The organism is Mycolicibacterium smegmatis, assembly GCF_001457595.1.
Classification (GTDB): domain Bacteria; phylum Actinomycetota; class Actinomycetes; order Mycobacteriales; family Mycobacteriaceae; genus Mycobacterium; species Mycobacterium smegmatis.
In genome coordinates, this window is the sequence record NZ_LN831039.1 from 2327476 (window position 1) to 2354438 (window position 26963).

At 68.4% G+C, this 26963-nt stretch carries 25 protein-coding genes; 11 read left to right on the plus strand and 14 right to left on the minus strand.

The genetic code is table 11. The features are described 5' to 3' along the window. Nucleotides 1-15 precede the first annotated feature (15 nt). Nucleotides 16-342, plus strand: a complete 327-nt coding sequence (locus AT701_RS11055) for a hypothetical protein (protein ID WP_003893550.1) — start codon at nucleotides 16-18, stop codon at nucleotides 340-342. Here AT701_RS11055 and AT701_RS11060 read toward each other — a convergent pair. From AT701_RS11060 to AT701_RS35710, 3 genes are all read right to left on the minus strand, one after another. Then, complete coding sequence (locus AT701_RS11060; RefSeq protein ID WP_003893551.1) at nucleotides 339-1715, minus strand: NtaA/DmoA family FMN-dependent monooxygenase; 1377 nt, start codon at nucleotides 1713-1715, stop codon at nucleotides 339-341. The genes AT701_RS11055 and AT701_RS11060 overlap by 4 nt on opposite strands. A gap of 20 nt (nucleotides 1716-1735) precedes the next feature. After that, nucleotides 1736-2914: an LLM class flavin-dependent oxidoreductase gene (locus tag AT701_RS11065; RefSeq protein ID WP_081319446.1), complete on the minus strand. Its 1179-nt coding sequence runs from the start codon at nucleotides 2912-2914 to the stop codon at nucleotides 1736-1738. Nucleotides 2915-3081: 167 nt separating this feature from the next. Beyond that, nucleotides 3082-3279, minus strand: a complete 198-nt coding sequence (locus AT701_RS35710; RefSeq protein ID WP_011728202.1) for a DUF417 family protein — start codon at nucleotides 3277-3279, stop codon at nucleotides 3082-3084. A 69-nt stretch (nucleotides 3280-3348) separates the two neighbouring features. On the opposite strand from AT701_RS35710, the gene AT701_RS11075 reads away from it, so the two are divergent. Continuing rightward, nucleotides 3349-4653, plus strand: coding sequence for a TetR/AcrR family transcriptional regulator (locus AT701_RS11075; RefSeq protein WP_003893554.1), 1305 nt, complete (start codon nucleotides 3349-3351; stop codon nucleotides 4651-4653). Nucleotides 4654-4683: 30 nt separating this feature from the next. Here the strand turns inward: AT701_RS11075 and AT701_RS11080 are convergent, their stop codons facing one another. Further along, nucleotides 4684-5208: a methyltransferase family protein gene (locus AT701_RS11080; RefSeq protein ID WP_003893555.1), complete on the minus strand. Its 525-nt coding sequence runs from the start codon at nucleotides 5206-5208 to the stop codon at nucleotides 4684-4686. An 88-nt stretch (nucleotides 5209-5296) separates the two neighbouring features. On the opposite strand from AT701_RS11080, the gene AT701_RS11085 reads away from it, so the two are divergent. Continuing rightward, nucleotides 5297-5896, plus strand: coding sequence for a TetR/AcrR family transcriptional regulator (locus AT701_RS11085; RefSeq protein ID WP_011728205.1), 600 nt, complete (start codon nucleotides 5297-5299; stop codon nucleotides 5894-5896). Here the strand turns inward: AT701_RS11085 and AT701_RS11090 are convergent. Both AT701_RS11090 and AT701_RS11095 read right to left on the minus strand, forming a co-directional pair. Then, complete coding sequence (locus tag AT701_RS11090; RefSeq protein WP_058125827.1) at nucleotides 5872-6687, minus strand: Fic/DOC family protein; 816 nt, start codon at nucleotides 6685-6687, stop codon at nucleotides 5872-5874. The genes AT701_RS11085 and AT701_RS11090 overlap by 25 nt on opposite strands. Next, entirely contained in the window at nucleotides 6681-7682 is a 1002-nt protein-coding gene (locus AT701_RS11095; RefSeq protein ID WP_058125828.1) for a putative nucleotidyltransferase substrate binding domain-containing protein, read from the minus strand. Before AT701_RS11095 ends, AT701_RS11090 begins: the two co-directional genes overlap by 7 nt. 167 nt (nucleotides 7683-7849) lie before the next feature. Here AT701_RS11095 and AT701_RS11100 point away from each other — a divergent pair, with 167 nt between their 5' ends. From AT701_RS11100 to atzF, 5 genes are read left to right on the plus strand one after another with little or no spacing between them, the layout of a single operon-like run. Beyond that, the gene (locus AT701_RS11100; protein ID WP_058125829.1) at nucleotides 7850-9391 is read left to right on the plus strand and encodes an amino acid permease; all 1542 of its coding nucleotides are present in this window, start codon (nucleotides 7850-7852) and stop codon (nucleotides 9389-9391) included. 2 nt (nucleotides 9392-9393) lie between these two features. Next, nucleotides 9394-10236, plus strand: a complete 843-nt coding sequence (locus AT701_RS11105; RefSeq protein ID WP_029104257.1) for an urea amidolyase associated protein UAAP1 — start codon at nucleotides 9394-9396, stop codon at nucleotides 10234-10236. Then, the gene (locus tag AT701_RS11110; protein WP_003893561.1) at nucleotides 10233-10856 is read left to right on the plus strand and encodes an urea amidolyase associated protein UAAP2; all 624 of its coding nucleotides are present in this window, start codon (nucleotides 10233-10235) and stop codon (nucleotides 10854-10856) included. Before AT701_RS11105 ends, AT701_RS11110 begins: the two co-directional genes overlap by 4 nt. Further along, nucleotides 10853-12847 carry a 5-oxoprolinase/urea amidolyase family protein gene (locus AT701_RS11115; protein WP_058125830.1) on the plus strand — a complete coding sequence of 665 codons (1995 nt, stop codon included), beginning with the start codon at nucleotides 10853-10855 and terminating at the stop codon, nucleotides 12845-12847. Before AT701_RS11110 ends, AT701_RS11115 begins: the two co-directional genes overlap by 4 nt. Next, entirely contained in the window at nucleotides 12844-14514 is a 1671-nt protein-coding gene (gene atzF / locus AT701_RS11120; protein WP_058125831.1) for an allophanate hydrolase, read from the plus strand. Before AT701_RS11115 ends, atzF begins: the two co-directional genes overlap by 4 nt. Here atzF and AT701_RS11125 read toward each other — a convergent pair. Genes AT701_RS11125 through AT701_RS11135 form a run of 3 tightly spaced genes read right to left on the minus strand, consistent with a single transcriptional unit; the run spans nucleotide 14462 to nucleotide 17892 of the window. After that, nucleotides 14462-15454, minus strand: a complete 993-nt coding sequence (locus tag AT701_RS11125) for a DMT family transporter (RefSeq protein ID WP_014877324.1) — start codon at nucleotides 15452-15454, stop codon at nucleotides 14462-14464. The two genes, atzF and AT701_RS11125, sit on opposite strands and share 53 nt — an antisense overlap. Before the next feature lie 51 nt (nucleotides 15455-15505). After that, nucleotides 15506-16648: an acyl-CoA dehydrogenase family protein gene (locus AT701_RS11130; protein ID WP_011728212.1), complete on the minus strand. Its 1143-nt coding sequence runs from the start codon at nucleotides 16646-16648 to the stop codon at nucleotides 15506-15508. 11 nt (nucleotides 16649-16659) lie between these two features. Continuing rightward, nucleotides 16660-17892, minus strand: coding sequence for an acyl-CoA dehydrogenase family protein (locus tag AT701_RS11135; protein ID WP_011728213.1), 1233 nt, complete (start codon nucleotides 17890-17892; stop codon nucleotides 16660-16662). A gap of 172 nt (nucleotides 17893-18064) precedes the next feature. Between AT701_RS11135 and AT701_RS11140 the strand changes: the two genes are divergently transcribed. Together AT701_RS11140 and AT701_RS11145 are read left to right on the plus strand one after the other, a co-directional pair. Continuing rightward, complete coding sequence (locus tag AT701_RS11140) at nucleotides 18065-18427, plus strand: PAS domain S-box protein (protein ID WP_003893566.1); 363 nt, start codon at nucleotides 18065-18067, stop codon at nucleotides 18425-18427. A 72-nt stretch (nucleotides 18428-18499) separates the two neighbouring features. Further along, the gene (locus AT701_RS11145; RefSeq protein WP_011728215.1) at nucleotides 18500-19273 is read left to right on the plus strand and encodes a MerR family transcriptional regulator; all 774 of its coding nucleotides are present in this window, start codon (nucleotides 18500-18502) and stop codon (nucleotides 19271-19273) included. Here the strand turns inward: AT701_RS11145 and AT701_RS11150 are convergent. Both AT701_RS11150 and AT701_RS11155 read right to left on the minus strand, forming a co-directional pair. Beyond that, entirely contained in the window at nucleotides 19270-19923 is a 654-nt protein-coding gene (locus tag AT701_RS11150) for a ScbR family autoregulator-binding transcription factor (RefSeq protein ID WP_003893568.1), read from the minus strand. The two genes, AT701_RS11145 and AT701_RS11150, sit on opposite strands and share 4 nt — an antisense overlap. Before the next feature lie 6 nt (nucleotides 19924-19929). Further along, nucleotides 19930-20631, minus strand: coding sequence for a TetR family transcriptional regulator (locus tag AT701_RS11155; protein ID WP_011728216.1), 702 nt, complete (start codon nucleotides 20629-20631; stop codon nucleotides 19930-19932). A 569-nt stretch (nucleotides 20632-21200) separates the two neighbouring features. Here AT701_RS11155 and AT701_RS11160 point away from each other — a divergent pair. After that, complete coding sequence (locus AT701_RS11160) at nucleotides 21201-22028, plus strand: hypothetical protein (RefSeq protein ID WP_011728217.1); 828 nt, start codon at nucleotides 21201-21203, stop codon at nucleotides 22026-22028. On the opposite strand, the gene AT701_RS11165 is transcribed toward AT701_RS11160, so the two are convergent. The 3 genes from AT701_RS11165 to AT701_RS11175 are packed head-to-tail and all read right to left on the minus strand — an operon-like array spanning nucleotide 22008 to nucleotide 26820. Beyond that, complete coding sequence (locus AT701_RS11165; protein WP_058125832.1) at nucleotides 22008-23858, minus strand: bifunctional diguanylate cyclase/phosphodiesterase; 1851 nt, start codon at nucleotides 23856-23858, stop codon at nucleotides 22008-22010. The two genes, AT701_RS11160 and AT701_RS11165, sit on opposite strands and share 21 nt — an antisense overlap. A gap of 29 nt (nucleotides 23859-23887) precedes the next feature. Further along, on the minus strand, nucleotides 23888-26059 hold the full coding sequence (locus AT701_RS11170; protein WP_011728218.1) for an Rv1355c family protein: 2172 nt from the start codon (nucleotides 26057-26059) through the stop codon (nucleotides 23888-23890). Continuing rightward, on the minus strand, nucleotides 26056-26820 hold the full coding sequence (locus AT701_RS11175) for a hypothetical protein (RefSeq protein ID WP_003893573.1): 765 nt from the start codon (nucleotides 26818-26820) through the stop codon (nucleotides 26056-26058). Before AT701_RS11175 ends, AT701_RS11170 begins: the two co-directional genes overlap by 4 nt. Between the last annotated feature and the right edge of the window lie 143 nt (nucleotides 26821-26963).

A 26963-nucleotide genomic window follows, 5' to 3' on the forward strand; every position in this document is an offset into this window, starting at 1 on the left:
GGCTAGTCTCGTGGCATGGATGCGGACCCGACGAGTGACGACGCCGCGAGTGACGGTGAGAAGCGACTGGTCATCAGGATCAACTCGAACGCCAAGATGTCGCGCGGCAAGGCCGCGGCGCACGCCGTCCACGCAGCGCTCAAGCTCTACGGCATCGAGTACGGGCATCCGGTCATCGTGATCGGCGGCAAACCACACGAAATCCTGGAACAGACGGTCCACGTGCGTGATGCAGGACGCACCGAACTCGAACCGGGCACCCTGACCGCGGGCGCGAGTTGGGAGTGGAAGCCGCGCGAGGATCCCGGCCAAGAGCCTGGCGAAAACCCTGACGCGGACTAACCGGTGGCCGCGGCGGGTTCGGCGCCGCGATCGGGGTGCGCCAGGCCGAGATGGTCGCGCAGCGTCGTGCCCTCGTACTCGGTGCGGAACACGCCACGTTCCTGCAGTAGCGGCACCACCTTGTCGACGAACGGGTCGAGCCCGCCCGGCGTCACGTGCGGCACCAGGATGAAGCCGTCACTGGCGTCGGACTGCACCAGATGATCGATCTGCTCGGCGACCGTGGTGGGCGAGCCGATGAAGTTCTGCCGCCCGGTGACCTCGATGATCAGCTCACGTGTGGTGAGGTTCTCGGCCTCGGCCTTGGCGCGCCACTCGTTGGCCGTGGCGATCGGATCGCGGTACATGCGCACGCTCGCGCGGCCCTTGGCGATGGTGTTCTCGCCGACCACCGGATCGACCGAGGGTAGTGGCCCGTCCGGGTCGTGGTCGGAAAGGTCCCGGTTCCAGAGCTGTTCGAGGAACTTGATCGCCGTGGCCGGAGAGACCTGGGCCAGCCGCACCTCGTGGGCGATGTCGGCGGCCTCGGCATCGGTGTCCCCGAGCACGAATGTCGCGGCGGGCAGGATCAGCAGGTCGGAGTGGCGCCGCCCGTACTTGGCGAGGCGGCCCTTCACGTCGGCGAAGAACTGTTGGCCGGCCTCCAGCGTGCCGTGCCGGGAGAAGATGGCGTCGGCGGCGGCCGCGGCGAACTCGCGGCCGTGATCGGAGTCGCCGGCCTGGAAGATCACCGGGCGGCCCTGTGGGCTGCGCGGCACGTTGAAGCGGCCACTGATGTCGAAATGGTCGTTGTGGTAGGAGAACTCGCCCGCGGTGGGATCGGACAGGAACACCCCGGTGGTCTTGTCGGCGATGATCTCGTCGCCGCGCCATGAGTCGAACAGGGTGTGCGCGGCGGCCAGGAAGCTCTCGGCGCGCTCATACCGCTGGTGCTCCGGCAGGAACCCGCCGCGGCGGAAGTTCTCCCCGGTGAACGCATCCCACGATGTGACGACGTTCCAGGCGGCCCGGCCGTCCGAGAGGTGGTCGAGCGACGCGAACTGGCGTGCCACCTCGTAGGGCTCGTTGAACGTGGAGTTGATGGTGCCGGTCAATCCGAGACGGTCGGTGACGGCCGCCAGCGCGGCGAGCACCGTGAACGTGTCGGGGCGGCCGACGACGTCGAGATCGTATATGGCACCGCCCTGTTCGCGTAGGCGCAGGCCTTCGGCGAGGAACATGAAATCGAACTTGCCGCGCTCGGCGGTCTGGGCGAAGTGCACGAACGACGCGAAGTCGATATGGCTGCCCGACGCGGGATCACTCCACACCGTGGTGTTGTTGACGCCGGGGAAGTGGGCGGCGAGGTGAATCTGCTTGGTCGGCTTGCTCATCGGGATGTCTCTCGTCGGATTCAGGCAGTCGCGTAGCGGTTGGCGGGCCTGGGCAGGCCCAGCAGACCGCGTAGGGTCGTGGTGTCGTACCCGTCGCGGAAAGCACCGCGCCGCTGTAGTTCCGGCACCAGGCCGTCGGTGATCTGGCGCAGATCGTGGGGGAGTGTCGCCGGACGCAACCGCAACCCGCTGGCACCCGCGGCGTGCCACTGTTGCACCAGGTCGGCCAGCTGCGCCGGTGTCCCCGCGAAGATCTCGGCGTCGCTGACGTATTCGGACCCGGCCACCTCGTCGAGCCGGTCCCGCCGGGCCTGCGCACCGGCCGCGGTGTCATCGAGGAAAACCACGACGTCGGCGAACACGCGGACGGGTTCGGTGTCGGCGGGCCGGTGCCCTGCGATGGTCTCGACCAGCGACGTGACCTCCTGCGTGCTGTGCGGCGTGATGAAACCGACGTCGGCGCTCGTGGCGATCAGTCGGTACGCGGCGTCGACGTGGCCGAGCGCGGCCACGACAGGCTGTCCCTGCGGCGGCCGCGGCGTGATGGACGGGCCCTTTACCGAGAAGTGTGGGCCGACGAAGTCGATGTAGTGCAGCTTGTCCCGGTCGATGAACCGTCCGGTGGAGACGTCACGGATCTCGGCGTCGTCCTCCCACGAGTCCCACAGCCGGCGGAGCACCTCGACGTAGTCGGTGGCCTCGCCGAACAGTTCGGCGACCAGCGCGGCCCGGTCGTCGGGGAACTGCCTGCGCCCGAAGTGCGCCGCGGCGTCACGCCGTGACGACACCTGGACACGCACCCCGGCCCGCCCGGTGCTGACGTAGTCGAGCGTGGCCACGGCCTTGGAGATGTGGAAGGGCTCGGTGAACGTGGTGACCGCGGTCGGGATCAGCCCGATGTGGCGGGTGGTCGGTGCGACACGGGAGGCGATCAGGACCGCGTCGAGTCGCCCGCGGAGCCGGTCGGTGCGGTCGTCGGGCCGGAACGGGTGATCGGACTGCAGCGTGAGGCCGTCCTCGATGGTCACGAAGTCGATCAGGCCGTGTTCGGCCGCACCGATCAGATCTGTCCAGTAGCCCGCGCGCAGCACCTCGGCGGGCCGGGCATCGGGTTCACGCCACGACGCCGGATGCCATCCCGTGCCGTCCAGGGCCACGGCAAGGCGGGGCAGATGCGCAGGATCCGAAGGAGTAGCCACGGTCGGTGCTCACTTTCAGTCGCGGTCTCACCGGGCAACGCACGCCGGTGTCCGGGTAATCCCGGCGACCGGTGTTCCAGTGTCCAACGGGTCCCTGACCTGCGGGGAGAGATCGACGCATCGTGATGCCAACTCTGTTCGCCGCTGCCCGCAGGCGCTGGTTGCGCCTAGCGGGCCCGGTTGCGTGATGCCTTGACGGCGTCCACCAGGGTCCACAGAGAAAGGCCAAGCAAGGGAACGTCTTTCAACAGGAACTGGCCGGTCGATGACAGCGCCGGAAATCCTCCGCCTGCGGGCTCGCCCACACCGGGTGTGGTGAACAGGAAGCTGACCGTGGCGCGCGCGAAACCGGGACCGCAAGACACGATCTGGTGGTCCCCGACGTGCCGAGTGGGCACCGTGGGTGTGGGGCGGACGGTAAACTTGCCCGGCAAATGGTCACGACAGGCCTCTCCGACGGCGAGCGGTTCACCGCCAAAGGGCGCGCCACGCGCGAACGCATCCTCCAGGCTGCGGCACAGGTGATCCTCGAAGAAGGGCTGTCCGCGCTCAGCCTTGACCGCGTCCGGCAGGTGGCCTCGGTCAGTGGATCGCAACTCAGCCACTACTTCACCGACAAACGGGCCCTGGTGCGGGCGGTGCTCGAACGTCAGATGGGCCTCGTCCTGGACTTCCACCGCCAACCCGCCCTCGGCGGCCTTGACTCGTTCGACGACTTCGAGCGCTGGCTCAACCTGACCGTCCGGCAGCTACGCAAGATCGGTTACACGGGCACGCCGACCTATCACGCGCTGGCCGGGCAGTTGGCCAAGTCCGACGCCGCGACGCGCGAGACGCTGGCCGCCGGCTACCGGGAGTGGATGGCGCTGCTCGAAGCCTCCTTCGAGCGCATGCGCGATCGCGGGCTGCTGGTGGCGACCGCCCGCCCTCGCGAACTCGCGATGGTCTTCGTCGCAGGTCATCAGGGCGCGGGCATGCTCACGTTCACCTACCGGCAGGAATGGCCGCTGAGCGACACGTTCAGGTTCATGGTGAACTACCTTCGCCTGTTCGCGACCGATCCGGCCGAGCGGGTCCCGCGCCCACCTCGCCCGGTGCGCGACCGGCGCGCACGGTCGGTCGCCAACGACGGTGCCGCGCAACGATTCACGCGCAAAGGGCTCGCGACGCGCACCCGGATCATCGACGGTGCGGCGGACCTGATGTTCCGCAACGGCGTCCTGAGCACCAGCCTCGACGACGTCCGCCGGGAAGTGGGGGTCAGCGGTTCGCAACTGACGCACTACTTCGCCGACAAGTCGGATCTGATCCGGCAGGTCGTCGCGGCGCGCGCGGCCGAGGCGACCGCGCAACCCGAACTGGCCGGTCTGGACAGCATCGACGCGCTGCGGGAGTGGGCGAAAGCCTGTGGCCGCCAAGCGGAAACGGTGTACCTGCGCGGCGGTTGCATCTACGGGTCGCTCACCGGCGAGCTGCTCGAGCAGCGAGATGTCCTCGACGATCTCGCCGCGGGTTACGACCGGTGGTTGCAGTTGTTCCGGGACGGCGTCGACGTGATGTGCCGCAACGGTGAACTCGGTGAAGGGGTCGAGCCGCGGCATCTGGCGGTGGCGCTGCTCGCCGCGCATCAGGGCGGCACGATGGTGGCCTTCGCGATGGGCGACCGGGAACCCGTCGACGTGACGGTCGGTGCGGCGGTCGAGTACGTGGCGTCATTCGCGGCCGCCCGGGCGCGGTGAGACGGCTTCGTACCCGACCGTCGCGGTGGATCAGTGCGCCGGTGACGGTTCCCACGGCGTGACCCGCGGAATCCACCGCGGCACATGCCTCCGGTAGGCCTCGTACTCGGCGCCGAAGCGCCTGCGCAGGTGTGGTTCCTCCACGACCGGGATGGCGATCGCGGTGGCGGTGCAGAACAGCGCGAACCAACCGAACAGCCACGGTGACATCGTCGCGACCGCGGTGCCGAGCTGGATGCAGAACACGGCCGTCATCATCGGGTTGCGGACGTGACGGTAGGGGCCGCGCAGCACCAGGTGAACGGGTGACCCGATGGCCAGCGTTCCCTCGCCGACGCGGTCGAACAGCACCACCGTCCACACCAGGAAACTCAGCCCGATCGCGATCAGGACGGCACCCGCGGCGGCCGCGAGCCATCCGCCTGCCGTGCTCAGATCGGGTGCTCTGGTGTCGGTCACCGCGGCGATCGCCGAGGGGATGAACACCGTCATCATCGCGGGTGCCAGCAGCACCGAGAGCAGGTGCCGCCACCACAGTCGTCGTTGTTCGGTCATTGCCGGCTCCTTTCTTCAACTGCCGTTGAACAAAACGGTACGCCGCGTCCCGCGAATAGGTCAACGGGTGTTGAACTAAACTTCCATCATGGCCGAGAACCGGCGCAGCGGCCGGTGGCGCACCGGTCAGCAGAACAAGCAGCGCATCCTCGACGCGGCGCGCGACCACTTCATGCGCAGTGGTTACGAGAAGGCGACGGTGCGCGGGATCGCCGCGGAAGCCGGCGTCGACGTGGCGATGGTCTACTACTTCTTCGGCAACAAGGAAGGCCTGTTCAACGCCGCGGTCCTCGACACCCCCGAGCATCCGCTGCACCAGCTCGCGGCGCTGCTCGACGACGGACCCGAGGAGATCGGCGCGCGGCTGGTGCGCGAGGTCATCCGGCGCTGGGACGAGGGCGGCTCATTCGACCTGCTGCTGACGGTGTTCAAGTCCGCCGACATCCATCCGCTGGCCCGCAAGCTGCTGCACGATTCGCTTGCCGGTCCGGTCGCGCAGCGCGTGGCCGCCGAGTTCGGCGTCGACGACGCCGAACTGCGCGTCGAGTTGGTGACCGTGCACATGGTCGGTCTGGCGTTCGCGCGGTACCAACTCAAGATCGAGCCGCTCGCCTCGGCGGGCCTCGACGATCTGGTGTCGTGGCTCGGCCCGACCGTGCAGCGCTATCTCACCGCTCCGGATCCCTGAGCCAGCGACCGTCTCAGTATCGCGACGAACGGCCGGGGATCGGCATGGCCATTCGTCGCGATGCGGCGCCGGGAAGGCATCGAATCGCGTGACGCGCCGATCCATTCGTCGCGCGTGACCGTGTCCAGGCGCAGCCGACGGCCCGCGCGGTAGGCGAGCAGATGCAGCAGCAGCGTCCCGGTCCGCCCGTTGCCCTCGCGGAAGGGGTGGATTGCGTTGTACTCGGCGTAGATCCGTGCGAGCCGGAACGACAACGCACCGTCGTCGAGACCGCGTCCGTCACGCGCGAGCGCACAGATCTCTGCGTGCACCTCCGCGAGCCTGTGGCGTATCTGCGCGCACGGCCCGAAAGTCTGCTCGCCACGGCGGAGTTCGACGATGCGCGGCTGGCCGGCCCACGCATACACGTCGCCGAACACGTGCTGGTGCAGGTGGCACACGTCGAGGTCGTGCGTGTCGGGACGCATGTGGGCCTGCAGCATCCGGCCTGCGGTGGCCACGAACTCGACATGCGCCAGTGTCGGGGCGTGGGTGATCCCGAAGTTGTTGCGCAGCACGGACGTACCGGGGATGAAGTACGGTCTGCGCCGCGCGAACACCGGTCGCCGGCGTGGGTTCGGCGTGCGGCGGGGGAGATGGGCCGCGAGGTATTCGCCGAATGTCACCGTGCCGCCCAGCAGTTCGGTGAGCGCCGATATCTGCTCGTCGGCCGGCTGCCAGCCCTCGAGGCGTTCGGCCGCGATGGTCTGGGCCAGGGCGTGGCGTGCGTCGACGCGGAGTTCGGCTACCACGGTGAGAACGTCGAGGTCGACGCCAGGTAGTCGAGTTTGCGCTGCAGACCGCTGACGTCGCGCCCGATGCTGCGCAGTGCGGTGCGGTCCTGGGGCGAGAATGCCGACATCGCGACGTGATCGGTGATCTCGCCGCCGGAAGACGTGATCTGGTCGGCGCGCGTGCGCCACCGGATGCTCGACCCGATGGCGTGACACCGCGTCAGAACGGCCGCGTCCTCGTCGTCGAGAAAGCGGCCACCGGCCGCGTCGTGGATCCGGTCGGGCGTACCGCGTTCAGAGGATCCGCAGCACAGCGCGGCCCACCGCGCGATGCGCACCACGGGGTCGATCGTCGCGGCCTTGAGGTCGACGGCGGTGTCGCGAGTGGCGAGCACCCGCAACCGCGACGGCACATGGGCCCGTAGGTACGTCGCGTCCTGCAGCATCGCCGCGAGCGCGTCGGGATGGTCGCCGACGGCCGTGCGAGCCCGGGCCGCCAAATCCGGCCCGTCGGTGAGCGGGAACGCATCGGCGAGCAGTCCGATCATCACCACACCGCGGTCGGCGGCGGCGTCACCGGCCCAGCGGGCGATGCCGTCCTCCCACTGCGACGCCGAGCGGTTGAACCGCGCACGGGCCGCGGTGACCCCTTTCTCGTCGCCCGGGATCCCGCACGCGCTCAACAGGTCGTGCACCTCGAGCGCGTGGTGCAAGGCCGCGTCGACCGGTGTGCCCTCGTCGCGCACGAACAGGGTGTCGAGATCGGATCCGGGCAGTGCCTCACCGCGGCCCACGCTGCCCGAGGCGTACCACGTGCCTGGCGCGGGGCCGGTGACCCGCGCGGCGGTGCGCAGTGCCGCGCGCAGCAGCGCCGACCACGCCTGTGCCACCGTCGCGGCACGCGCGCCGACGAGTTCGCGCGCAGCCGCGGGCAGTTCGGCCGTGGCGGCGCGCAGACCGGCCACCGAGGTCGCCGCGTCGATGTGGCGCTGCACGAGGTCGGGGGCGGGCATACCGGCGATTGTGACAGGCCCACGGGCGGTGAGGGTTCTGCAACCGAATGCTTACCGACGGCTACATGAACGAAACATTCGGGTGACGCCGAGGACACGCGCCCATTGTTATCTGTCATCTGACAGGTAAGAGCTGGCGGCAGCGCCCCTAGCCAGAGAGAAAACCCATGACCAGCAGCGCAACAGCACCGGGACCCGACGTGGCCGACCCGTCCGGCGACCACCGCGACCTCGCGGAGTTCGGTTACGACCAACAACTGCATCGCCGGCTCGGCCGGTTCGAGTCGTTCGCCGCGGGGTTCTCCTTCGTGTCGATCCTGACGACGATCTTCCAGTTGTTCGGTCTGGGCTTCGGCTTCGGCGGGCCCGCCTTCTTCTGGACCTGGCCCGCGGTGTTCGTGGGGCAGTTCCTCGTCGCCCTGTGTTTCGCCGAACTCGCCGCGCGTTACCCGATCTCGGGCGCCATCTACCAGTGGTCGCGACGCATGGGCGGTGAGGTGATCGGCTGGTTCGGGGGCTGGTTCGTGATCCTCGCCCAGATCGTCACCGCATCGGCCGCCGCGATCGCCCTGCAGGTGGTGCTCCCGACGATCTGGCCGGGATTCCAGATCATCGGCGACGACCCGGCCCTCACCTCGGCCAGCGGCGCCACCAACGCGGTGCTGCTCGGCACCGTCCTGCTGGTGGTCACGACCACCATCAACTGCCTTGGCGTCAAATGGATGTCACGCGTCAACAGCGCAGGTGTGGTGTGCGAGATCGTCGGCGTCATCGCGGTCATCGGCGTGTTCTTCACGCACGCCCAGCGCGGTCCGCAGGTCGTGTTCGACACCGGCCACGCCGGCGGGCAACCCGGCTACATCTGGGCCTGGATCGTGTCGGGCCTGATGGCCGCCTACGTCATGGTGGGCTTCGGTTCGGCGGGCGAACTCGCCGAGGAGACCCGCAACCCGCGCCGGGTGGCGCCACGCACCATCCGCCTGGCGCTTTCGGTGTCCGCGCTCGGCGGTGGCCTGATGATCCTCGGGGCGCTCATGGCCGCACCGAGCCTCACCGACGGCCGGTTGGCCACCGAGGGCCTGCCGTATGTGCTCGACACCGTGCTGTCCTCGCCGTGGGGCACCGTCCTGCTCATCGACGTGTGCATCGCGATCACCATCTGCACGTTGGCAATTCAGACCGCGGCCTCACGGCTGATGTTCTCGATGGCCCGCGACGGCCGGCTGCCCGCCTCGGCGATCCTGGCAAAGGTCAACGGCCGCACCGGAACCCCGATCTGGCCGTCGGTGCTGATCGGCGTGCTGTGCATCGCGGTGCTGCTGGTCAACGTGGGCAACTCCGCGATCTTCGCGACCCTGGCCAGCGTGTGCATCATCCTGATCTACCTGGCGTACCTGATGGTCACCGCGCCTCTGCTGTACCGCAGGTTCAAAGGCTGGCCCGCACAACGCAACCAGGTCGACGCCGAAGGACTGCCGCTGTTCTCGCTCGGCAGGTTCGGCATCGTGGTCAACGTGCTCGCGGTGCTGTACGGCGCCGTGATGATCGTCAACCTTGGCTGGCCGCGAGCCGAGATCTTCAACCCCACCGGGGAATACCCCGTCCTGCAGTGGGCGGGCCCGCTGAGCATCGCCGCCACGGTGCTGCTCGGTGCGCTGTGCTTCCCGCGCGGCAAGACACATCCGAAACCCGTCACGATCGGAGCCTGATCATGTCTGTGACCACAGCCGCCACGGCTACCACGGCAGGCGCGCGCGCCCACGCCCGCGCCCAGGCCGGAACCATCACCGACTCGATGCCCGTCGTCCCGGCGTCACGCTGGCCCAACCCGCCCGCCGGCGTGGCCGCCGAGAATCTGACCTGGGCCGAGACCGTCCCGGGCGGCCGGTACACCACCAAGGTGCTCGCACGCGGCACACGACTACGCCTGCGGGACCTGACCGGTACGGCGTGCGCGCACCTGCTGCTCTGGCGCGCCGACGCCCCGTGGGAACGACTCAACGTCGCCGACACCGTGAAAGTACCCTGGCAGGCCTACCTTTCGACAGGGCACCCACTGCTCAGCGATCAGGGCCGGGTGCTGGCCACCATCGAGTCGGACACCTCGGGTCACCACGACGCGCTGTGCGGCACCACGACCCTGGCGGGCAACACCGCGAAGTACGGCGCGGGCAGTGCCGAATCGGCAAGTCCCGCAGGGCGCGAACTGCTGGCCCTCGCCGCGCTCAAGAACGGCCTCACCCGCCGTGACGTCGCACCCAGCGTGTCGTTCTTCCACGGCATCTGGGTCGACGGCGACGGCGCGCTGGTGTCCACCGGTTCCGCGGGCGCCGACACCGCAGTCGAACTCATCCTTCACCTGCCGCTGATCGTGGCCATCGCCAACACGGCCCACCCGCTGGATCCGGCCCCCGAGTTCGAGGTCGGGTCCCTGGAGGTCCTCGCATGGCGTGCCCAGGAGGACCTCGCCGGGATCGGGGCGTCGCTGCACGACCGCGATCCCGAATACCAACGCGCGTACCTCAATTCCGAAGACGTCTGGAGTGCCCGATGACCACCACGTTCGAAGCTCAGATCATCGCCGACGAGACCGTCGCGCCCCGCGCGCCGTGGTCGAAGATCGTGCGGGCGGGGGACGTGCTCACCATCGTCGACCTGCACGGAAATCAGGCCGTCGACACGTTGTTCTACGGTGCCGACGACCACGGCATCCGCTACAGCGCCCCGGCCACGATCGCCGCACAGGGCAACATCTTCCTGACCACGGGCACGGTGCTGCGCGACAGCGACGGTGCGCCGATGCTGACGATCATCGACGACGAGGTGGGCAACCACGACACCCTCGGCGGCGCGTGCTCGCAGGAGTCCAACACCCTGCGCTACGGACACCACACCAAACACCAGCACGCGTGCGTCGAGAACTTCATCGGCGAAGGCGCGCGGTGGGGCCTGACGAAGGCCGACATCGTCAGCAACATCAACTTCTTCATGAACGTCCCGGTGGATCCCGACGGTTCGCTGGGCATCGTCGACGGCCTGTCGGCGCCTGGCAAGAAACTGTCGCTGCGCGCCGAGATCGACACGCTGGTGCTGATCTCCAACTGCCCGCAGATCAACAACCCGTGCAACGGTTTCGACCCCACCGCGGTGCGCATGGTGGTGACCCGGGGATGAGGACAGCGGAGGTCCTCAGGCCCGGCATGGCCACCACGATCCAGGACTGGCCGGGCCGGATCGGGTACTGGCAGGTCGGCGTCCCGCCGTCCGGGCCCATGGACGACGTGTCGTTCCGGCTCGCCAACATCGCCGTCGGCAACCCCGAGGGTGCACCCGCCCTGGAGGCCACGATGGGTGGCCCGGCACTGCGGTTCGACACCGACACCTGGGTGTGCGTCACCGGCGCGCCCGCGCCGGTGAGCATCGACGGCACCAGAGTGCCCCAGTGGCAACCGGTTCTGGTGCAGGCAGGCCAACTGCTCGACGTCGGCATGGTCGCCGGACCCGGACTGCGGATCTACCTCGCCGTCGCAGGCGGCCTGCACGCCGACGAATACCTCGGCAGCGCAGCCACCTTCACCCTCGGCGGCTTCGGGGGACACCAGGGACGGGTGCTCGGCGCGGGCGACAAACTCGAGATCACCGACAACCTGACCGGAACACGCAGGCGCATCCTGTCCGACGAGCAACCGGCGATCACCTCGCACTGGAACATCGCCGTCACCGTGGGCCCGCACTCGGCGCCGGAGTTCTTCACACCGGCCGACATCGACACCGTGCTGGGGCACGACTACGAGGTGCACTTCAACTCCGACCGCACCGGCGTGCGCCTGATCGGGCCCAAGCCCGAATGGGCGCGGCCCGACGGAGGCGAGGCCGGGCTGCACCCGTCGAACATCCACGACAACGCCTACTCGGTCGGCTCGCTCGACTTCACCGGAGACACACCGATTCTGCTCGGCCCCGACGGGCCCAGCCTGGGCGGCTTCGTCTGCCCGGTGACCGTCACCTCCGCCGACCGCTGGAAGCTGGGCCAACTCGCCCCGGGCGCCACCGTGCGATTCGTCGCGGTCCGCGAGGCCGCCGCGGCGCCTGCCGACACCGTGACACGCGCGCGACGCGCCTACCTGCCCGCGGTGTTCTCCACCGGCGGTGACACCGACAACGGGATCCTCGGCCACACCACCTCGTCGGACGGCACCGTCGATGTGACGTACCGGCGCACCGGCGACGACAACGTGCTGGTCGAATACGGCGAGATGCGACTCGATCTCGCGCTGCGCGCACGGGTACACGCCCTGCACCACGCGCTGGAGAACCACCGGCCCGACGGTCTGATCGACCTGACGCCCGGGGTGCGCTCACTGCAGGTGAAGGTGGACCCGGTGCGCCTGCCGGTCTCGGCACTCGTGCCGTTGCTCACCGAGATCGAGGCGTCCCTGCCGGCGGCACAGGAGCTCGTCGTGCCCAGCCGCACGGTCCGCCTGCCCCTGAGCTGGGACGACCCCGCCACGCGCGAGGCCATCGAACGTTACATGCACGGTGTGCGCGCCGACGCGCCGTGGTGCCCGTGGAACATCGAGTTCATCCGGCGCATGAACGGGCTGGCGTCGGTCGACGACGTCCACCGGATCGTCTACGACGCCGAGTATCTGGTGCTCGGGCTGGGTGATGTCTACCTCGGTGCGCCGGTCGCGACGCCCCTGGACCCGCGGCACCGGCTGGTCACCACCAAGTACAACCCGGCCCGCACCTGGACCCCGGAGAACGCGGTCGGCATCGGCGGCGCCTACCTGTGCATCTACGGCATGGAGGGCCCGGGCGGCTACCAGTTCGTCGGCCGCACCACCCAGATCTGGAATCACCGCCACCCGCTGCCCGCGCACGGCTTCGAGCCCGAACATCCGTGGCTGCTACGCTTTTTCGACCGCATCAGCTGGTATCCCGTCTCGGCGGAAGAACTGCTGGACCTGCGTGCCGACATGGCGGCGGGCCGCGGCCACGTCGACATCACCGACGGGGTGTTCGCGCTCGCCGAGCACGACGCGTTCCTCGCCGAGAACGCCGACGACATCGCCGCGACGCGCGCGACAATGGAAGCCGCGCGCGCCGAGGAACGTCAACGCTGGTCGGACGCAGGAGAATTCGCACGAAAGGAATCCGCGTGACGGGCAAGATCGACGAGATCTACCGCAGGATCGAGCAGAGCGGCCGGTCCGAGGTGTTCATCCACCTGCGGCCGCAGGACCAGGTGGAGGCCGACCACGCGTCCGCCACGAGTGGCCCGCTGGCCGGTCTGGTGCTCGCGGTCAAGGACAACGTCGACGTCGCCGGACTGCCCACCACCGCGGCCTGTCCGGGATACAGCTTCGTGCCCGACACCGACGCCCCCGTCGTGGCCGTCCTGAAGGCCGCGGGCGCTGTCGTCATCGGCAAGACCAACCTCGACCAGTTCGCCACCGGCCTCGTCGGAACCCGCAGCCCCTACGGCCCGGTACGCAACGCCCAACGTCCCGAATACATCTCGGGCGGTTCGAGTTCCGGGTCGGCCGTTGCGGTCGCACTCGGCTTCGCCGACATCGCGATCGGCACCGACACCGCAGGCTCCGGGCGTGTGCCCGCCGGACTGCAGGGCATCGTCGGTATCAAGCCGACCCTCGGCGTGGTCCCGAACACCGGTGTGGTGCCCGCGTGCGCGAGCTATGACTGCGTGACGATCTTCGCCGCCGACCTGCCGACCGCACAGGCCGCGATGGGTGTCATGGCCACCGCCGAACCGCACCGCGCGTGGCCCGCCGATCTCATGTTGGCCGCGCCGCCTGCGCCCAGGGTCGCGGTGCCCGCGCAGGTGCCCGAACTCGACGTGGCGTGGCAGGCTGCGTTCACCGAGGCGGTGCAGCGCGCGCAGGCCGCCGGGTTCGAAACCGTGCCCATCGACATGACGCCGTTCTTCGCCGCGGCGGACCTGCTGTACAACGGGGCACTCGTGGCCGAACGATGGGACGCCGTCGGCGAATTCATCGAAAGCGCCGGGCCGGGCGCCGGGCTGGACCCGACCGTGTCGGCGATCATCAGCGCCGCGGGCAGGCACTCGGCCGCCGACCTGCTGCGCGACCGTCGCCGCGTCGAGCACCTCCGCGACGAGGCGTTCGCAGCCCTCGCGGGATGCGATGCGCTGTTGGTGCCCACCGCGCCCGAGCATCCGCGTATTGCCGACGTCGCCGCCGACCCGATCGGGGTGAACGCGCGCATGGGGCGGTTCACCAATTTCTGCAACCTGTTCGACATGTGTGCCATCGCGATCCCGGCGGGCACCACCTCCGACGGCGCGCAGTTCGGCATCACGCTGCTGGCGCCGGCGTTCGGTGATGCCGTCGTCGCCGATCTCGCGGCGCGTTTCCTCGCTGTGCCCGCCGCGGCGTCGTGGGCTGAGGCCGCCACGGAGGTCACCGAGATCGCCGTGTTCGGAGCGCATCTGCGTGGGCAACCGCTGGAGCACGAGCTCACCGGACGCGGTGCGCGCTGGGGCGGGCCGGTGGTCACCGCGCCGCACTACCGGCTGTTCGCCCTCGACACCGAGCCCCCCAAACCGGGCCTGGTGCGCGTCGACAGCGACGGATCCGCGATCGAGGGGGAGCGGTGGGTGCTCTCACCCGCGGCACTCGGTGAGTTCCTCGCCGAACTGCCCGCCCCGATGCTGCTCGGCAAGGTCGAGTTGAGCGACGGCCGTTGGGTGACGGGTTTCGGCTGCGACCATGCCGCGCCTGCACACGGCCGCGACATCACGGAGTTCGGCGGGTGGCTCCGGGCCCAGTCGGCCCTTTCGGCTCGATAGGCTCTATAGCCTCTATAGGCTCCGCGAGTGTGAACTGGCTGCGAGAATCCGGCTGATTTTTCGCAGAGGTTTCACGCTCGCGGTTGCCGTGCGTGGCCTTGCGCGTCGCCAGCACGGAACCGGACAGGATCAGCACCAGACCGGCGATGTTGTACGCCGTGAGCGGCTCACCCAGCACGATCACGCCCGCCGCCAGGGCGACCGCGGGGTTGACGTAGGTGAACACCAGCGCGCGGGCCGCGCCCACCTCGCGGATGAGCGCGAAGAACACGATGAAGGCCAGCGCCGTGCACACCACGGCGAGTGCGGCCAGCGCCGCCAGAACGCGCGTCGACGGCATCGCGTCGGGCCAGGTGAGCGCGGCCGGGGTGGTGTAGATCAGCGCCGCGACGGTCAGGCACGCCGCGGTCATCGGCAGGCTGGGAACCTCACCGAGGAAGCGCGCCGCCACCAGCGGAGCGATCGCGTAACACGTTGCGACCAGCAGCACTTCGAGAACGGGCCACACGTGACCGCCCGCCAGGCCCGGGCCGGCGAGCACCGCGACACCCGACAGGCCCACGAACAGCCCGGCGACGCGCTTGACACCCAGTCGCTCACCGCCCGTGATCCGGTCGAGCACCGCGGCGATGATCGGGGCGGCCGCGATCAGGAGTCCGGTCATGGAACTCGTCAGGTGCCGTTCGGCGTCCGTCAGAAGCGCCCACGCCGCGATGATCTCGAAGAACGCGAACACCAGCACGGGTTTCCAGTGGCGTAGCACCGGGGCCCACGCCGCGCGGGACATCGCCAGCGGCAACAACACCAGGGCACCGACCGCCGTGCGGGCGAGCACCAGCACGGGCACCGAGACGCCCTCGACCGCGACCTTGATCAGCAGGTAGGGGATGCCCCAGATGACGCTCATCGCACCGAACAGCACCCACCCCCGCACGCTCACCTGTCCACCGTACGAGGGTCGTCAATCAGGTTTACCGGCGAACCCGGCCGGCTACGGCCTGGTGAGCTCGGCGTACCGGCTGACGTGCGCGGCGGTCGAACCGTACTCGTACTGCAGCGCGGTGAGCCGCTTGAAGTAGTGGCCGATCGCGAGTTCCTCGGTCATACCCATGCCGCCGTGCAGCTGCACCGCGTTCTGGCCGACGAAGCGCGCGGCCCGGCCCACCGTGGCCTTGGCAGCCGAGACGGCCTTGGCGCGCGTGACCGCATCGGAGTCGAGGTTGAGCACCGCGAGGTACATCGCGGCCGACGCCTGTTCGACCTCCATGTGCATGTCGACCATGCGGTGCTGCAGGGCCTGGAAGCTGCCGATCGGCTGGCCGAACTGCTGGCGCTGCTTGCAGTACTCGACGGTGTCGGCGAGCACCTTGCGCATGCCGCCGACGGCTTCGGCGCACACCGCGGCGGCGCCTTCGTCGCGCGCGAGTTCCAGCGACGGCCCGGCCTGCCCCTCGGGCCCCAGCAACGCCGACGCGGGCAGTCGCAGCCCGTCGAACTCCAGATCCGAGGCCCTGCGGTCGTCGACCGTGCGGTAGTGGTGCGCGGTGAATCCGCTTCCCGCCGAGGCGGTCTCGACGAGGAACAGGGATATCCCGTCCTTGTCGGTCGTGTCGCCGGAGGTCCGCGCGGTCACCAGCAGATGCGTCGCGAACAGCGCGTTGACCACGACGATCTTCGAGCCGTCGAGCACCCACTCGTCACCGTCGCGGCGCGCCGTGGTCTCGACGCTGTACCAGTTGTCCCCGGACGTCGGTTCGGTCGCGGCCACCGCAACGACGGCCGCTCCACCGACGAGGTCCTCCAGCACGTTCTGCGCGGCATCACCGCCCGCGCGCTGCAGCAGGCCGCCCGCGACGACGACGGTGTCGACGAAGGGTTCGATGACCAGCGCGTGGCCCAGCGCCTCGGCGATCACCATCGCCTCGACCGCACCGCCACCGATTCCGCCGGACTCCTCGGGCAGCGTCGCCCCCAGAATGCCCAGCTCTTCGGCGAATCCACGCCAGATGTCGGGTTGCCAGCCCTCGCCGAGTTTGGCCGCGGCCCGGCTGGTCTGCAGGTCGTAACGGCTCGACAGGAACTTGGTGAGCCCGTCGCGCAGCAGTTCCTGTTCCTTGGTCAGGTTGAAGTCCATCAGTGTTCCCGTCAGAGTCCGAGGGCCGCTTTGGCGAGGATGTTCCGCTGAATCTCGTTGCTGCCGGCGTAGATCGACCCGGCGCGGTCGTTGAAGTAGCGCAGCGGTGCGACGGCCTGCCACGGTTCACCGCTGACATAACCGTCGGCGGGCGGCTCGAACTCGGCGACCGGACCACCCGGACGCGTCGCGTGCGGCTGGTAGGCGCGGCCGCGTGGACCGGCGGCCTCCATCGACAGCTCGGTGAGAATCTGGCTCAGCTCGGTGCTGAGCACCTTGAGCATCGACGACGCGGTGCCGGGATTGCGGCCCTCGGCGACCGCCGCGAGCACCTGGTACTCCAGGATCTCCAGGACGTCGGTGCGGATGCGGGCGTCGGCGAGCTTGCGGCTGAACGCCGGATCGTCGATCAGCCGCCCCCCGGACGGGCCCGGCTGCCGCGCGGCCACGGTCGCGATCTCCTCGCCGAGCACCTGCAGCGCGGGTGAGGATGCGCCGCCGCCGCGTTCGAACTCCAGCAGGTACTTGGCGACGGTCCAGCCGTCGTCGATGGCGCCGATGACGTTCTTCTTCGGCACCCGCACCTCGTCGAAGAACACCTGGTTCTGCACCTCTTCACCCGAGGTCATCACCAGGGGGCGGATCTGGATACCGGGCGAGGTCATGTCGATCAACACGAACGTGATGCCCTGCTGCTTCTTGGCACCGCGGGTGGTGCGCACGAGCGCGAACATCCAGTTCGCTTCCTGCGCATGCGTGGTCCAGATCTTGCTGCCGGTGCAGACCAGGTCGTCTCCGTCGGAGACCGCGCTCATCGACAGCGCCGCGAGGTCCGAACCGGCCTCGGGTTCGGAGTAGCCCTGGCAGAAGAACACCTCGCCGGTCAGGATGCGGGGGAGGAAGTAGGACTTCTGCTCCTCGGTGCCGAACTTGATGATGGCGTGCGCCACCATGCGGATGCCCATCGGGGACAGCGCCGGTGCGCCGGCGAGCGTGGACTCGCGGCTGAAGATGTAGTGCTGCGTCAGGCTCCAGTCGCAGCCGCCGTGCTCGACCGGCCACGCCGGGGCCGCCCATCCGCGTTCGTGCAGGATGCGCTGCCATTCCATGCTCGCTTCGTGCTCGGAGTACACGCTCGTCTGGAGCCGTCCCGCCTCGCGGAGGTCGGGTGTCAGTTTCTCCGCGAGGAAGCCGCGCACCTCGTCGCGGAACTCCTGGTCGGTTTTCGACCATTTCAGGTCCATGCCTGCCCCTGTCTGCCGATGTAGCCTCCACAGAGTAAACCTAGTTAGTCAAGTGACGTGGACCACCCCGAGATGTTCACGGCAGCCGAGCCGGTGGTTGGTAACCCGTGGCGATGTCGGGCACTATCGACACGTGGAGCGGCGACAGAGCGACGAGCAACCCCGATCGCCCATGGAGCTGCTGCAGCAGATGCCCGCGCTCGTGGTGCTCGAGCGGTTTCCGGTGCCGGTGCTCGCGATCGCCGAGGACGGTTCGATCCTGTTCGCCAACAGCGCGTTTGCCGAGATGGTGGGACGCAGCACCGACGACGTGAAGGCCCTGCCGTTCGCCGAGATCTTCCACTCGCTGCCCGCCGACGATTCGGCGGTGTCCGTGATGCGCGCCCATGCCGACCTGGTCGTCGAACTCAAGCACGACGACGGCTCGATCGTGCGGGCGCTGATGAGCAAGTCGGCGCTTCTGCGCGGCGACGATCCGGTCGCGCTCGCGTGCTTCCAGGACCTCACCGAGAAGCTGTGGACCGAGGAACTCTGAATTCTCAGAAAGACCACTTGACCCTCACGCGGCGTGAGGCGCCAGCCTTGTCACATGACGCAGGAGTTGCCGGTGGAGGAACTCACGGTCGGTGAGGTCGCCAAGCGATTTCGCATCACGGTGCGCACCCTTCACCACTACGACGAGATCGGGTTGCTGAGCCCCAGCCGGCGTGTGACCTCGGGTTACCGGGTCTACACGCCGGCCGACCTGACACGGCTGTCGCAGATCATCGTGTACCGCCGGCTCGAGTTCTCGCTCGACGAGATCGCGAGCCTGCTCGACGAGGGTGATGCGGTCAGCCACCTGCTCCGTCAGCGAGAACGCGTCATGGCACGCCTCGGCGAGATGAAGGACCTCGTCGCGGCCATCGATCAGGCATTGGAGAAGGCGATGACCAACACCCCCATGACCGACGACGACATGCGTGAACTGTTCGGCGAGGGCTTCGACGACTACCAGGCCGAGGCCGAGCGCAAGTTCGGTGACACGGCCGAGTGGAAGGAATCCCAGCGGCGGACGAAGTCCTACAGCAAGGGGCAGTGGATCCAGCTCAAGGACGAGGGGGAAGCGGTGGAGAAGGCCCTGGCGGACGCCTTCCGAGGTGGGCTCGCACCCGACTCCGAAGTGGCCATGGACGCCGCCGAACAGCACCGGCTGCACGTGAACCGCTGGTTCTACGACTGCCCGCCCGATTTTCACCGCAAGCTGGGCGACATGTACGTCAGCGACCCGGCGTACGTCGCACGGTACGACGAATCCTTCGGGCTTCCCGGACTTGCCGCGTTCTGTCGCGACGCCATCCATGCGAACGCCGACCGTGCGGGCGGCGATGTGACCGGCTAATCGGTGCCGGGGGAGCGCCGCATGGATTCGCGTGCGAGGAACTCGCGGAAGTAGTCGAGGGATGCGGGCTCGACCAGGGCCGGCAGCAGCAGGTCCCAGGTGCGGACGAGGCGTTCGCGAAGATCCGTGCCGGACGTGCCTGCACGGGTCAGCGCCTCGGCGCCGAGCAGCGCCGACAGGACCACGTCGGCCACGGCCCCGGGATCCAGACCTTCACGCAGGTCACCTTCAGCAGCGGCGCGGTGTAGCTGTGCCGAGATCGCATCGAGCCAGCTCGCATACACGCGTGCGGTCGTGTCGTTGATACCCGCGAAGGTCTGCAAGAGGTGAAGGCCGATGTCGGCGACCCGGTCGGTGCGGGTGAAGTCGCACACCACGAACAGTCCGTGGATGAGGTTCTCCAGCGCCGGGGACGACGTTTCGGTGATGTTCTGGAAGGCCGCGAGCATGCTTGCCCCACTTTCGGCGATGATGGCCTCGGCGAGGGCCTCCTTGGAGTCGAAGTGGTAGTACAGCGCACCCTTGGTCATGTCGGCGCGCTCGATGATCTCGCCCAATCCGGTTGCCGGATAGCCGATTTCAGCGAAAAGGTCGACGGCGGCGGTGATGATCTTGCGTCGGGTGACACCGGCGCGGGCTTGACGTGCCACGAGCGGTCACGCCGATCCGGCGCGCGTGTGCGCCGGTGGTTCGGGATGCAGCGGGACGGCCTTGCGCGCCGTCAACGTGGTGCGGCGGCGGATGAACTGCCGCAGGTAGCCCAGCCGGTCGGGGTTGGCGATGCCCGGCAGTACGAGCTGCCAGCTGCGCTCCAGGTCCTGCAGGAACCGTTGTGGATCCTCCAGTTCGCTGGTCTGGCGGACGCCCAGGTACAGCGACACCAGCAGCCGGGCCACGACGTCCGGGTCGCTGTCTGGGGTGAGATCACCCTCGGAGACGGCGCGGCGGCCGATCGCGGAGAAGCGCGCGACCCAGTCCGTGACAACCTTCGCGCCGAGGTTCTCGGTGCGTCCGATCGATTCGATCAGGTTGAGCCCGGCACGCGTCATCGGGTCGCTGACGTCGTCGACCGCGAGTTGGTAGCTGATGTCGATGAGGGTCTCGAGGCCGGACAGATTGCGCGCGGCGACGTCCTCGGTGGTGTCGCGGGCCTGCGCGGCGTGGTACTCGACGATTGCGCAGGCCAGCGCGTGCTTGGAGCGGAAATGGAAGTACAGCGCCCCCTTGGTCACCTGGGCGTCGGCGAGGATGTCATCGAGGCTTACCAGGCTGTACGGGGTGCGCGCGAACTGCCGCGACGCGGCCTGCAGGATCTGGAGCCGGGTGAGGTCTGCTCGGCGGTCGAGCTGCTCAGTCACCACACAACCTCGGAATCTGCAGGATCGCATCGTCGGGCGTACGTCTTCTGGCAAACGCGCGTACGTCAATTGTTCCATCAGGAAATTCCCATACCGAGGCGGCGCTGACCGTGTCTTGATGTCGGTTCTCCGATCCGCCGCGATTCGCGAATACTTGAAGTCACCAGTAGGCGTGCGGATCATTCTATCGGTATGTATTCTGCTTTATGTGATAACTCCGGGTTCGCCGTTGGTGGACCCTGCAGCGTTGGATCGCGCCCCCGCTGCAGGCCCCGCGACGTACCGTGCGCCATCGCTTTCCGCGGTGGTGCGGGGCTATCCTGAATGTGTTGCCATGGCCTGCACCGGCAATCCCCCTCGAATCCCGGTGCAGGTCATGGTGACCTCGCATACTCGGTACCCACTAGGTGTCCTCGCTGCGTCCGATGCACACCGCGCCACGTGCGGACAACGCCCGTTGTCCAGCTCAGGACGGTCGACTCGGCCCGTGGTGGCGGCGGCGCACACACGCTGAGGGTCGAGGCGCGGCGGTCCATCGGCTCGACTCAGTTTTGAGGTACCAATAAACGATGTGGGACGACGAACTCGATGTCGTTTGCTGTGGATCCGGTTCCGGGGCGTTTGCCGCGGCGATCGCAGCGGCCGACGCCGACCTTGACGTAGAGGTCGCCTGCCGGCCCGTTACCCCGCAGGGAACTTCCGGGTCGCCATGGCTCGGCCGCGGCATCGAAGATTCCGAGACCAGGGAGTATCTCGACGAACTCGTGGCGGACCAGGATCCGTCTTCGCGCGACTCCGAGCACGCCGACATCGAGATCCGTGCCATGAGGCAGCTGTCGCCCGCGGCGCCGAGGACGCCTGTCGAGACCTTTCACGGCGCCCAGTTGCGGGACTGGGCCGGGCAGTGTCTGCGGTCGCCGTACGGCCTGCTGTATACCCGCCTCACCGAGCGCGGGGGCGTCCCGATGGAGACCGAGGCCGGCGAGATCATCGAGGCGAACGTGCTGGGGTCCATCGACCTCCCGGCGGGGGCCGGTGCCGCAGCGGCGGTCGACGGGTGGATGCGGATGCAGCTCCGTGAGCGCGACATCCCGAGCGACGACGACGCCGCGCTGGAACGGATCGTGTTCGAGGAGGGCGAGATCGTCGGTGTGGCGCTCGCGACAGCCGACGGTCCGCGCACCGTACGGGTGCGGCACGGCATCGCAGTGTCCACCGAGGTGCCCGCCGCCGGCCGACGGCGTATGGAGACCGCCCAGACGCTGCGGGTGGCGCTCGTGGGGCGAAGCGCCAGCAGGTTCAGCAGGGTGGAGTTGCTGACGATCCCGTCCGCTGGTCATCCCGACGATCTCGCGCAGGGCAACGGGGCGCCGCACTCACATGCGAGGCGCAGCTGAGAAGTGCACCGGCACACGGCCTTTGGCAAGAAGGGTCTGCATCTCACTGCCCAGGATGGGTTTGGACAGCAGGAACCCCTGCGCGCGGTAACACCCGTGGCGCAGCAGGGTGAGCGCGGCGCGCTCGGTCTCCACGCCCTCGGCCACCAGTTGTAGTCCGAAGGCCCCCGCCAGCGCGATCACGGCCCGCACGATCGGAAGGTCGCCCGGGTTGGAGCCCAGTTCGGCCACGAAGCTGCGGTCGATCTTCAGCGTGTCCACCGGCAGTGATTTCAGCAGCGACAACACGCTGTAACCGGTGCCGAAATCGTCGATGGCCACCTGGACGCCGACGTTGTGCAGACCCGTCAGCGTGGTGCGGGTGGTCTCGATGTCCTGCACCACAACGCTTTCGGTGATCTCCAGACACACCGACCCGCGCGGCAGACCGAACTCTTTCATGATGCCCGCCACCGACTCGACGAATCCGTCGGTCACGAGCTGGACCGGTGAGACGTTGATCCGCAAGACGATGTTGCGGCCCACGCCGTTGGCCCGCCACCGGGAGAACTCGGCGCATGCCGTGCGCAGCACCCACCGGCCCAGTTCCCCTGCGAGGTTGATCGATTCGGCCACGCCGATGAACGAGTCGGGCGACAGCAGGCCGCGGGTGGGATGCTCCCAGCGGACCAGCGCTTCTGCCGCCAGCACCTCACCGGTGCGCATGTCGATTTCCGGCAGGTAGTGCAGCACCAGTGCGCCGCCTTCGATCACGCTCTGCAGGTGCAGTTCGATGTCGTTGCGGAAGTCGATCTCCATGGCCATCGCGTCGGAGAAGACCGCGACGCGGTTGCCGCCGGAACCCTTGGCCGTCAATACCGCGTGGTCGGCCCGGTTGAGCACGTCGGACGTTGAATCCTTACCCGGAATGCCTTGTGCGATACCGATGCTCACGGTTCGAGTGAGCATCTCACCGTCGACGGTGACGCGTTCGCGCAGCACCGACTGCAGCCGGTAGGCCAGCGCGGTGGCCTCATCCAGCGACATGGGATCGTCGGGGACGACGACGAACTCGTCGCCGCCGAGGCGCGCTATCAGCTTCGGAGCGTCGTCACCGCGTTGCAGTCGCTGCGCGAGGATGCTGATGAACGCGTCACCCGCGGTGTGACCCAGGTAGTCGTTGATCGCCTTCAGCCGGTCCAGGTCGAAGAACATCACCGCGACCGGACCGGGTTGTCCCGGAGCGAGTCTCGCTTCCAGGTGCGCCATCAGGGCGCGACGGTTGTACAGGCCGGTCAGGTGATCGTGGTCGGCCAGGTAACGCAGGCGTTCCTCGGCCTCGATCCGGGCCTGCACCTGCGCGAACAACGACGCGATCGCCTTGAGCGCGTTGAGTTCTGCGGGCAGCCACTCGCGGTCGCCGAACTTGACGAAGCCCAGCACACCGGTCGTGACGTCGCCGCTGAGCAGCGGGACGCACGCCATCGACGTGGCGGGGATGTGCCGGCCTGCCACGTCGATGGTGCGCTGATAGTCGTCGTAGAGCGGTTCGGGCCGGAACACCGCGGGTTCCTTGAGGTGTTCGGCCATGGCGAACACCGGGTCGGCATCGGCGAAGTGGACGACGGCGATCGGGTCGGTGGCGGCGTCGACCGGACGCGGCGGCCACTCGGCGACGAGCCTCGTGGCGTGGGCGCGGTGGTCGTTGTGGCGCAGGAAGCTCACATCGACATCGAAGAACGACACCAGTTCGGCGAGCACCTGCTGGCTGACCGACACCGAGGTGGCCGCCTCGACTGCCATGAGCTGAGTGGCGACGGACGTGACCAGCACGTCCAGGCTCTCGGACACCGGATCACCTCCACTTGAGCTCAGCCCTGTTACGACGTCCTGACCCCCTGGAGGGCTCGGCGCCGGCTCCGTATCGACGGGCGTGGCGCGAAGAAGAATCTGAGCACCAACGCCTGCGATTCGTCGCGATCGGTCGTCGTCACCTGGCGAAAAGCGTACTGCAGGTCCCGCAGTCTCATCGCGTGGCCCGCCGAGAGTTCCTGCAGTTCGCCGTCGTTGTGTGCGTACAGGAACACCGGCGACACCGGCTGCACAGAGACACCGTGCTGCTGCGCGGCGACCCACACGGCTTCGACCGCGCTGCCCGCCTGTGCGTAGTCGGTGAGCCTGCGACCCCGGATGGAGACGACCGCGAGCGCCGAGCTGGACGTCACGCGCTCGTAGGTGTCGTCACCCAGTGCCGATCCGCTGCCCCAATCGGCGAGCTTGTCCATCACCTCGGGGCGACGCAGGATGTCGAGGACCACGATGTCGGTCTCGTCGAGACCGAGCGTGGTGATGTCGATCCCGGTGTCGGGGTCGGGGTCTCCTGGCCAGCGCAGCTCCGAGATCATCTGGCGGTGCAGCGTGGGCGTCAAATACCGGATGCGATCGGTTTCGGCGAGAATCCTTGCCGCGGAGTCCATTTCGGAACGATCGCTCAGTACCGTCAGGCGGGCGCCTTCGCGCTGTGCCGCGGTGTGTAGTGCCTGCAAGACGTCGGCCGGGATAGGTTCGGCGTCGCCGCGCAACCGGTTGGTCTCGCGCTGCAGCATGGGCTCGTAGAGTGCGGCCGACTCGGGATCCGAGCCGGGGGTCAACGGCAGTGTCGCGAACAGCGGCGTGCCCTCGTCGCCGCGGGACCACTCGACGCGAGTCCTCAGCCCGTGCGCGGCGGCCGCGACGCGGGCGTTGAAGGCGGCCGCGCCGAGCGCCACGGCGCTGCCGCGGTAGCCGACATCCATCGCCGAGGTGTATTGCGTCAGCAGCCGCAGGCTGACCCGGTCACGGTCGACCTTGATGTCCCAGGGCTGGACGTTGCCGCCCGAGGGGGCGCGAGAGGTGGCGTGCGCGATGATGCCGGGCACGTCGGCGGGGGCGGCCTGCGATTGTTCGTGCAGCACCGGCGCGGGCCGCGGCGGTGTGTCGAGTGGGTCGTCGATGCCGTCGAGTGTGCTGCCGATGTCGATGCGCACCCGGCCCGACGCCAACGGTTCGCCGAGGCCGATGCGCCGGACGGCGTCGGCGACGACGGTCGCGCCGAGGACGACCTCGGACGCCAGTTGCGGCCAGGTGGTGAGGGTCTTGCCGACCTCGACGAGGGACGCGGCCATCCGGGCGGACAACTGGGGGGCGTCGAGGATGCGCAGGACATGGGGCACCTTGTCCTTGCTCGACAGACCCGCCAGCCGCGCCGCGTCGATGTCACCGACCAGGCCGTGCAGGATGGGACGACCGGGATCGAGGTCGAAGCGTTCCACGTCGAGCAGGCCGCGGTCGGAGGTGGCCATCAGCACCGGAAGCTTGCGCGCCCGCGCAGCCTCGCGGACGAGCACTTTCGCGTCGAGAGAGTCGCATTCCTCGACGACGACGTCCAGACCGTCGAGGAACTCACCGAGTGATTCCGGTTGCGCACCGCCGAGATCGACCCGCACGCGCAGGTACGGATCGATCTCGGCGATCCTGCGTGCGGCGACCACCGCCTTGTTGACCCCGAGATCGAACACCGTGCCCGGTACCCGATTCAGGTTAGGCAGCTCGATCTCGTCGAAATCGGTCAGCCGCAACTCTCCGCACAGCCCCTCGACCGCGAGGTTGTGGGCGATCGCGTGGCCCACGCTCAGGCCGATCACCCCGATCCGCAGATCTGACAGACGCTGCTGCTCGTCGGCGCTGATGAGGTTGCGGTTGCGGTCGAGCCGCAGCCGGTGGAACGCGCGCGGGCCGACCAGGTGCACCACACAGCGCCGCCACGGGTAGTACGCCCAGGTCGTCGGTTCGGCGAGCAGGTCCGGTTCCACCGCCGGAACCAGGCTGCGCAGGGCTTCCTGTTGTTGTCGACAGTCGTCGATCACCGTGATCCGGGCGTCGGCACGCAGCTGCGCGAGCGCGTCGCGTCCGGCGTCGGTGTCCGGGTCGATGATGACGGCAGTACAGGCGGAGTCGTCGTCAGCGGGAGAGCCGGTGGGAGAGAGGTTGAATCGGTGGTCGTCTGAGATCATTGCCCCGCCGCAGTAGTGGAATCGGTGTCGTCGGCCACGCCAAGCCGGGGTGTGATCCGCTGCGACTCGGCGAAGTAGGCCGAAAGCTGCTTCGGATCAGCGTGATTGGCAAATGTACTCCGATCCCACCACATCATCTTGGTCTGGTACCGCGCATCGGGGTACGGCGTCGCCGGGATCTTGGTGGCGAGCACGCCTCCGGAGGACAACCACCGCTTGAGGACGTAGGCTGCCGCCGTGGCCATCGCGAACTGAATGTTGAGCAACGTCATGGAATGTAGCGGCATCCTCGCCAGCGTGTCGGTGAGCGCACGGCTCTGCTCCGGGTCGTCGCTGACCCAGGCGGTCTTCATCTCGACCACACCGAACGGGATGCGGTCGCTCACCATTTTGCGGACGGCGTCGAGGCCGGGTTGACCACTCCATTCGACAATCGCATGGCTTTCGTCGGCGTTTCGGTACGGTCCCTTCGCCCGCAGGCCGCCGACAACCCGACCGGCGTCATTGATCCCCGCGCAGAACAATGCGGTGTCGGTACCGGTGCGCAAGGCCTGCATATCGAGCGCGCACTCGACGCCGTGTTTCCGGTAGTTGCGCTCGGCGCCCCGGACGTATTCGTGCCACAGTTCCCGTTCGGCTCCCGGGTCGGCGACCACGATGGTGCATTCGCTGGTGGGGTCCCACCAACTGTGGCTCTTGGCAAGCGAGAGGTCCGAGTGGTCGGAGGCTTCGAGTCCAGCAAGGGTCATGTCGGTGTCCATTTCTACGGTCGGCCGCACCTCCCGCGTGGTACGGCTAAATCGGGCTTACGTTGCGTCGGGACGCGAATACGCGACATGAGTATCGCGCCGCTTGCCACTCAAATTCCAGCGAGCCGAGAAAGATCGTGAACCGGGGTATGCAA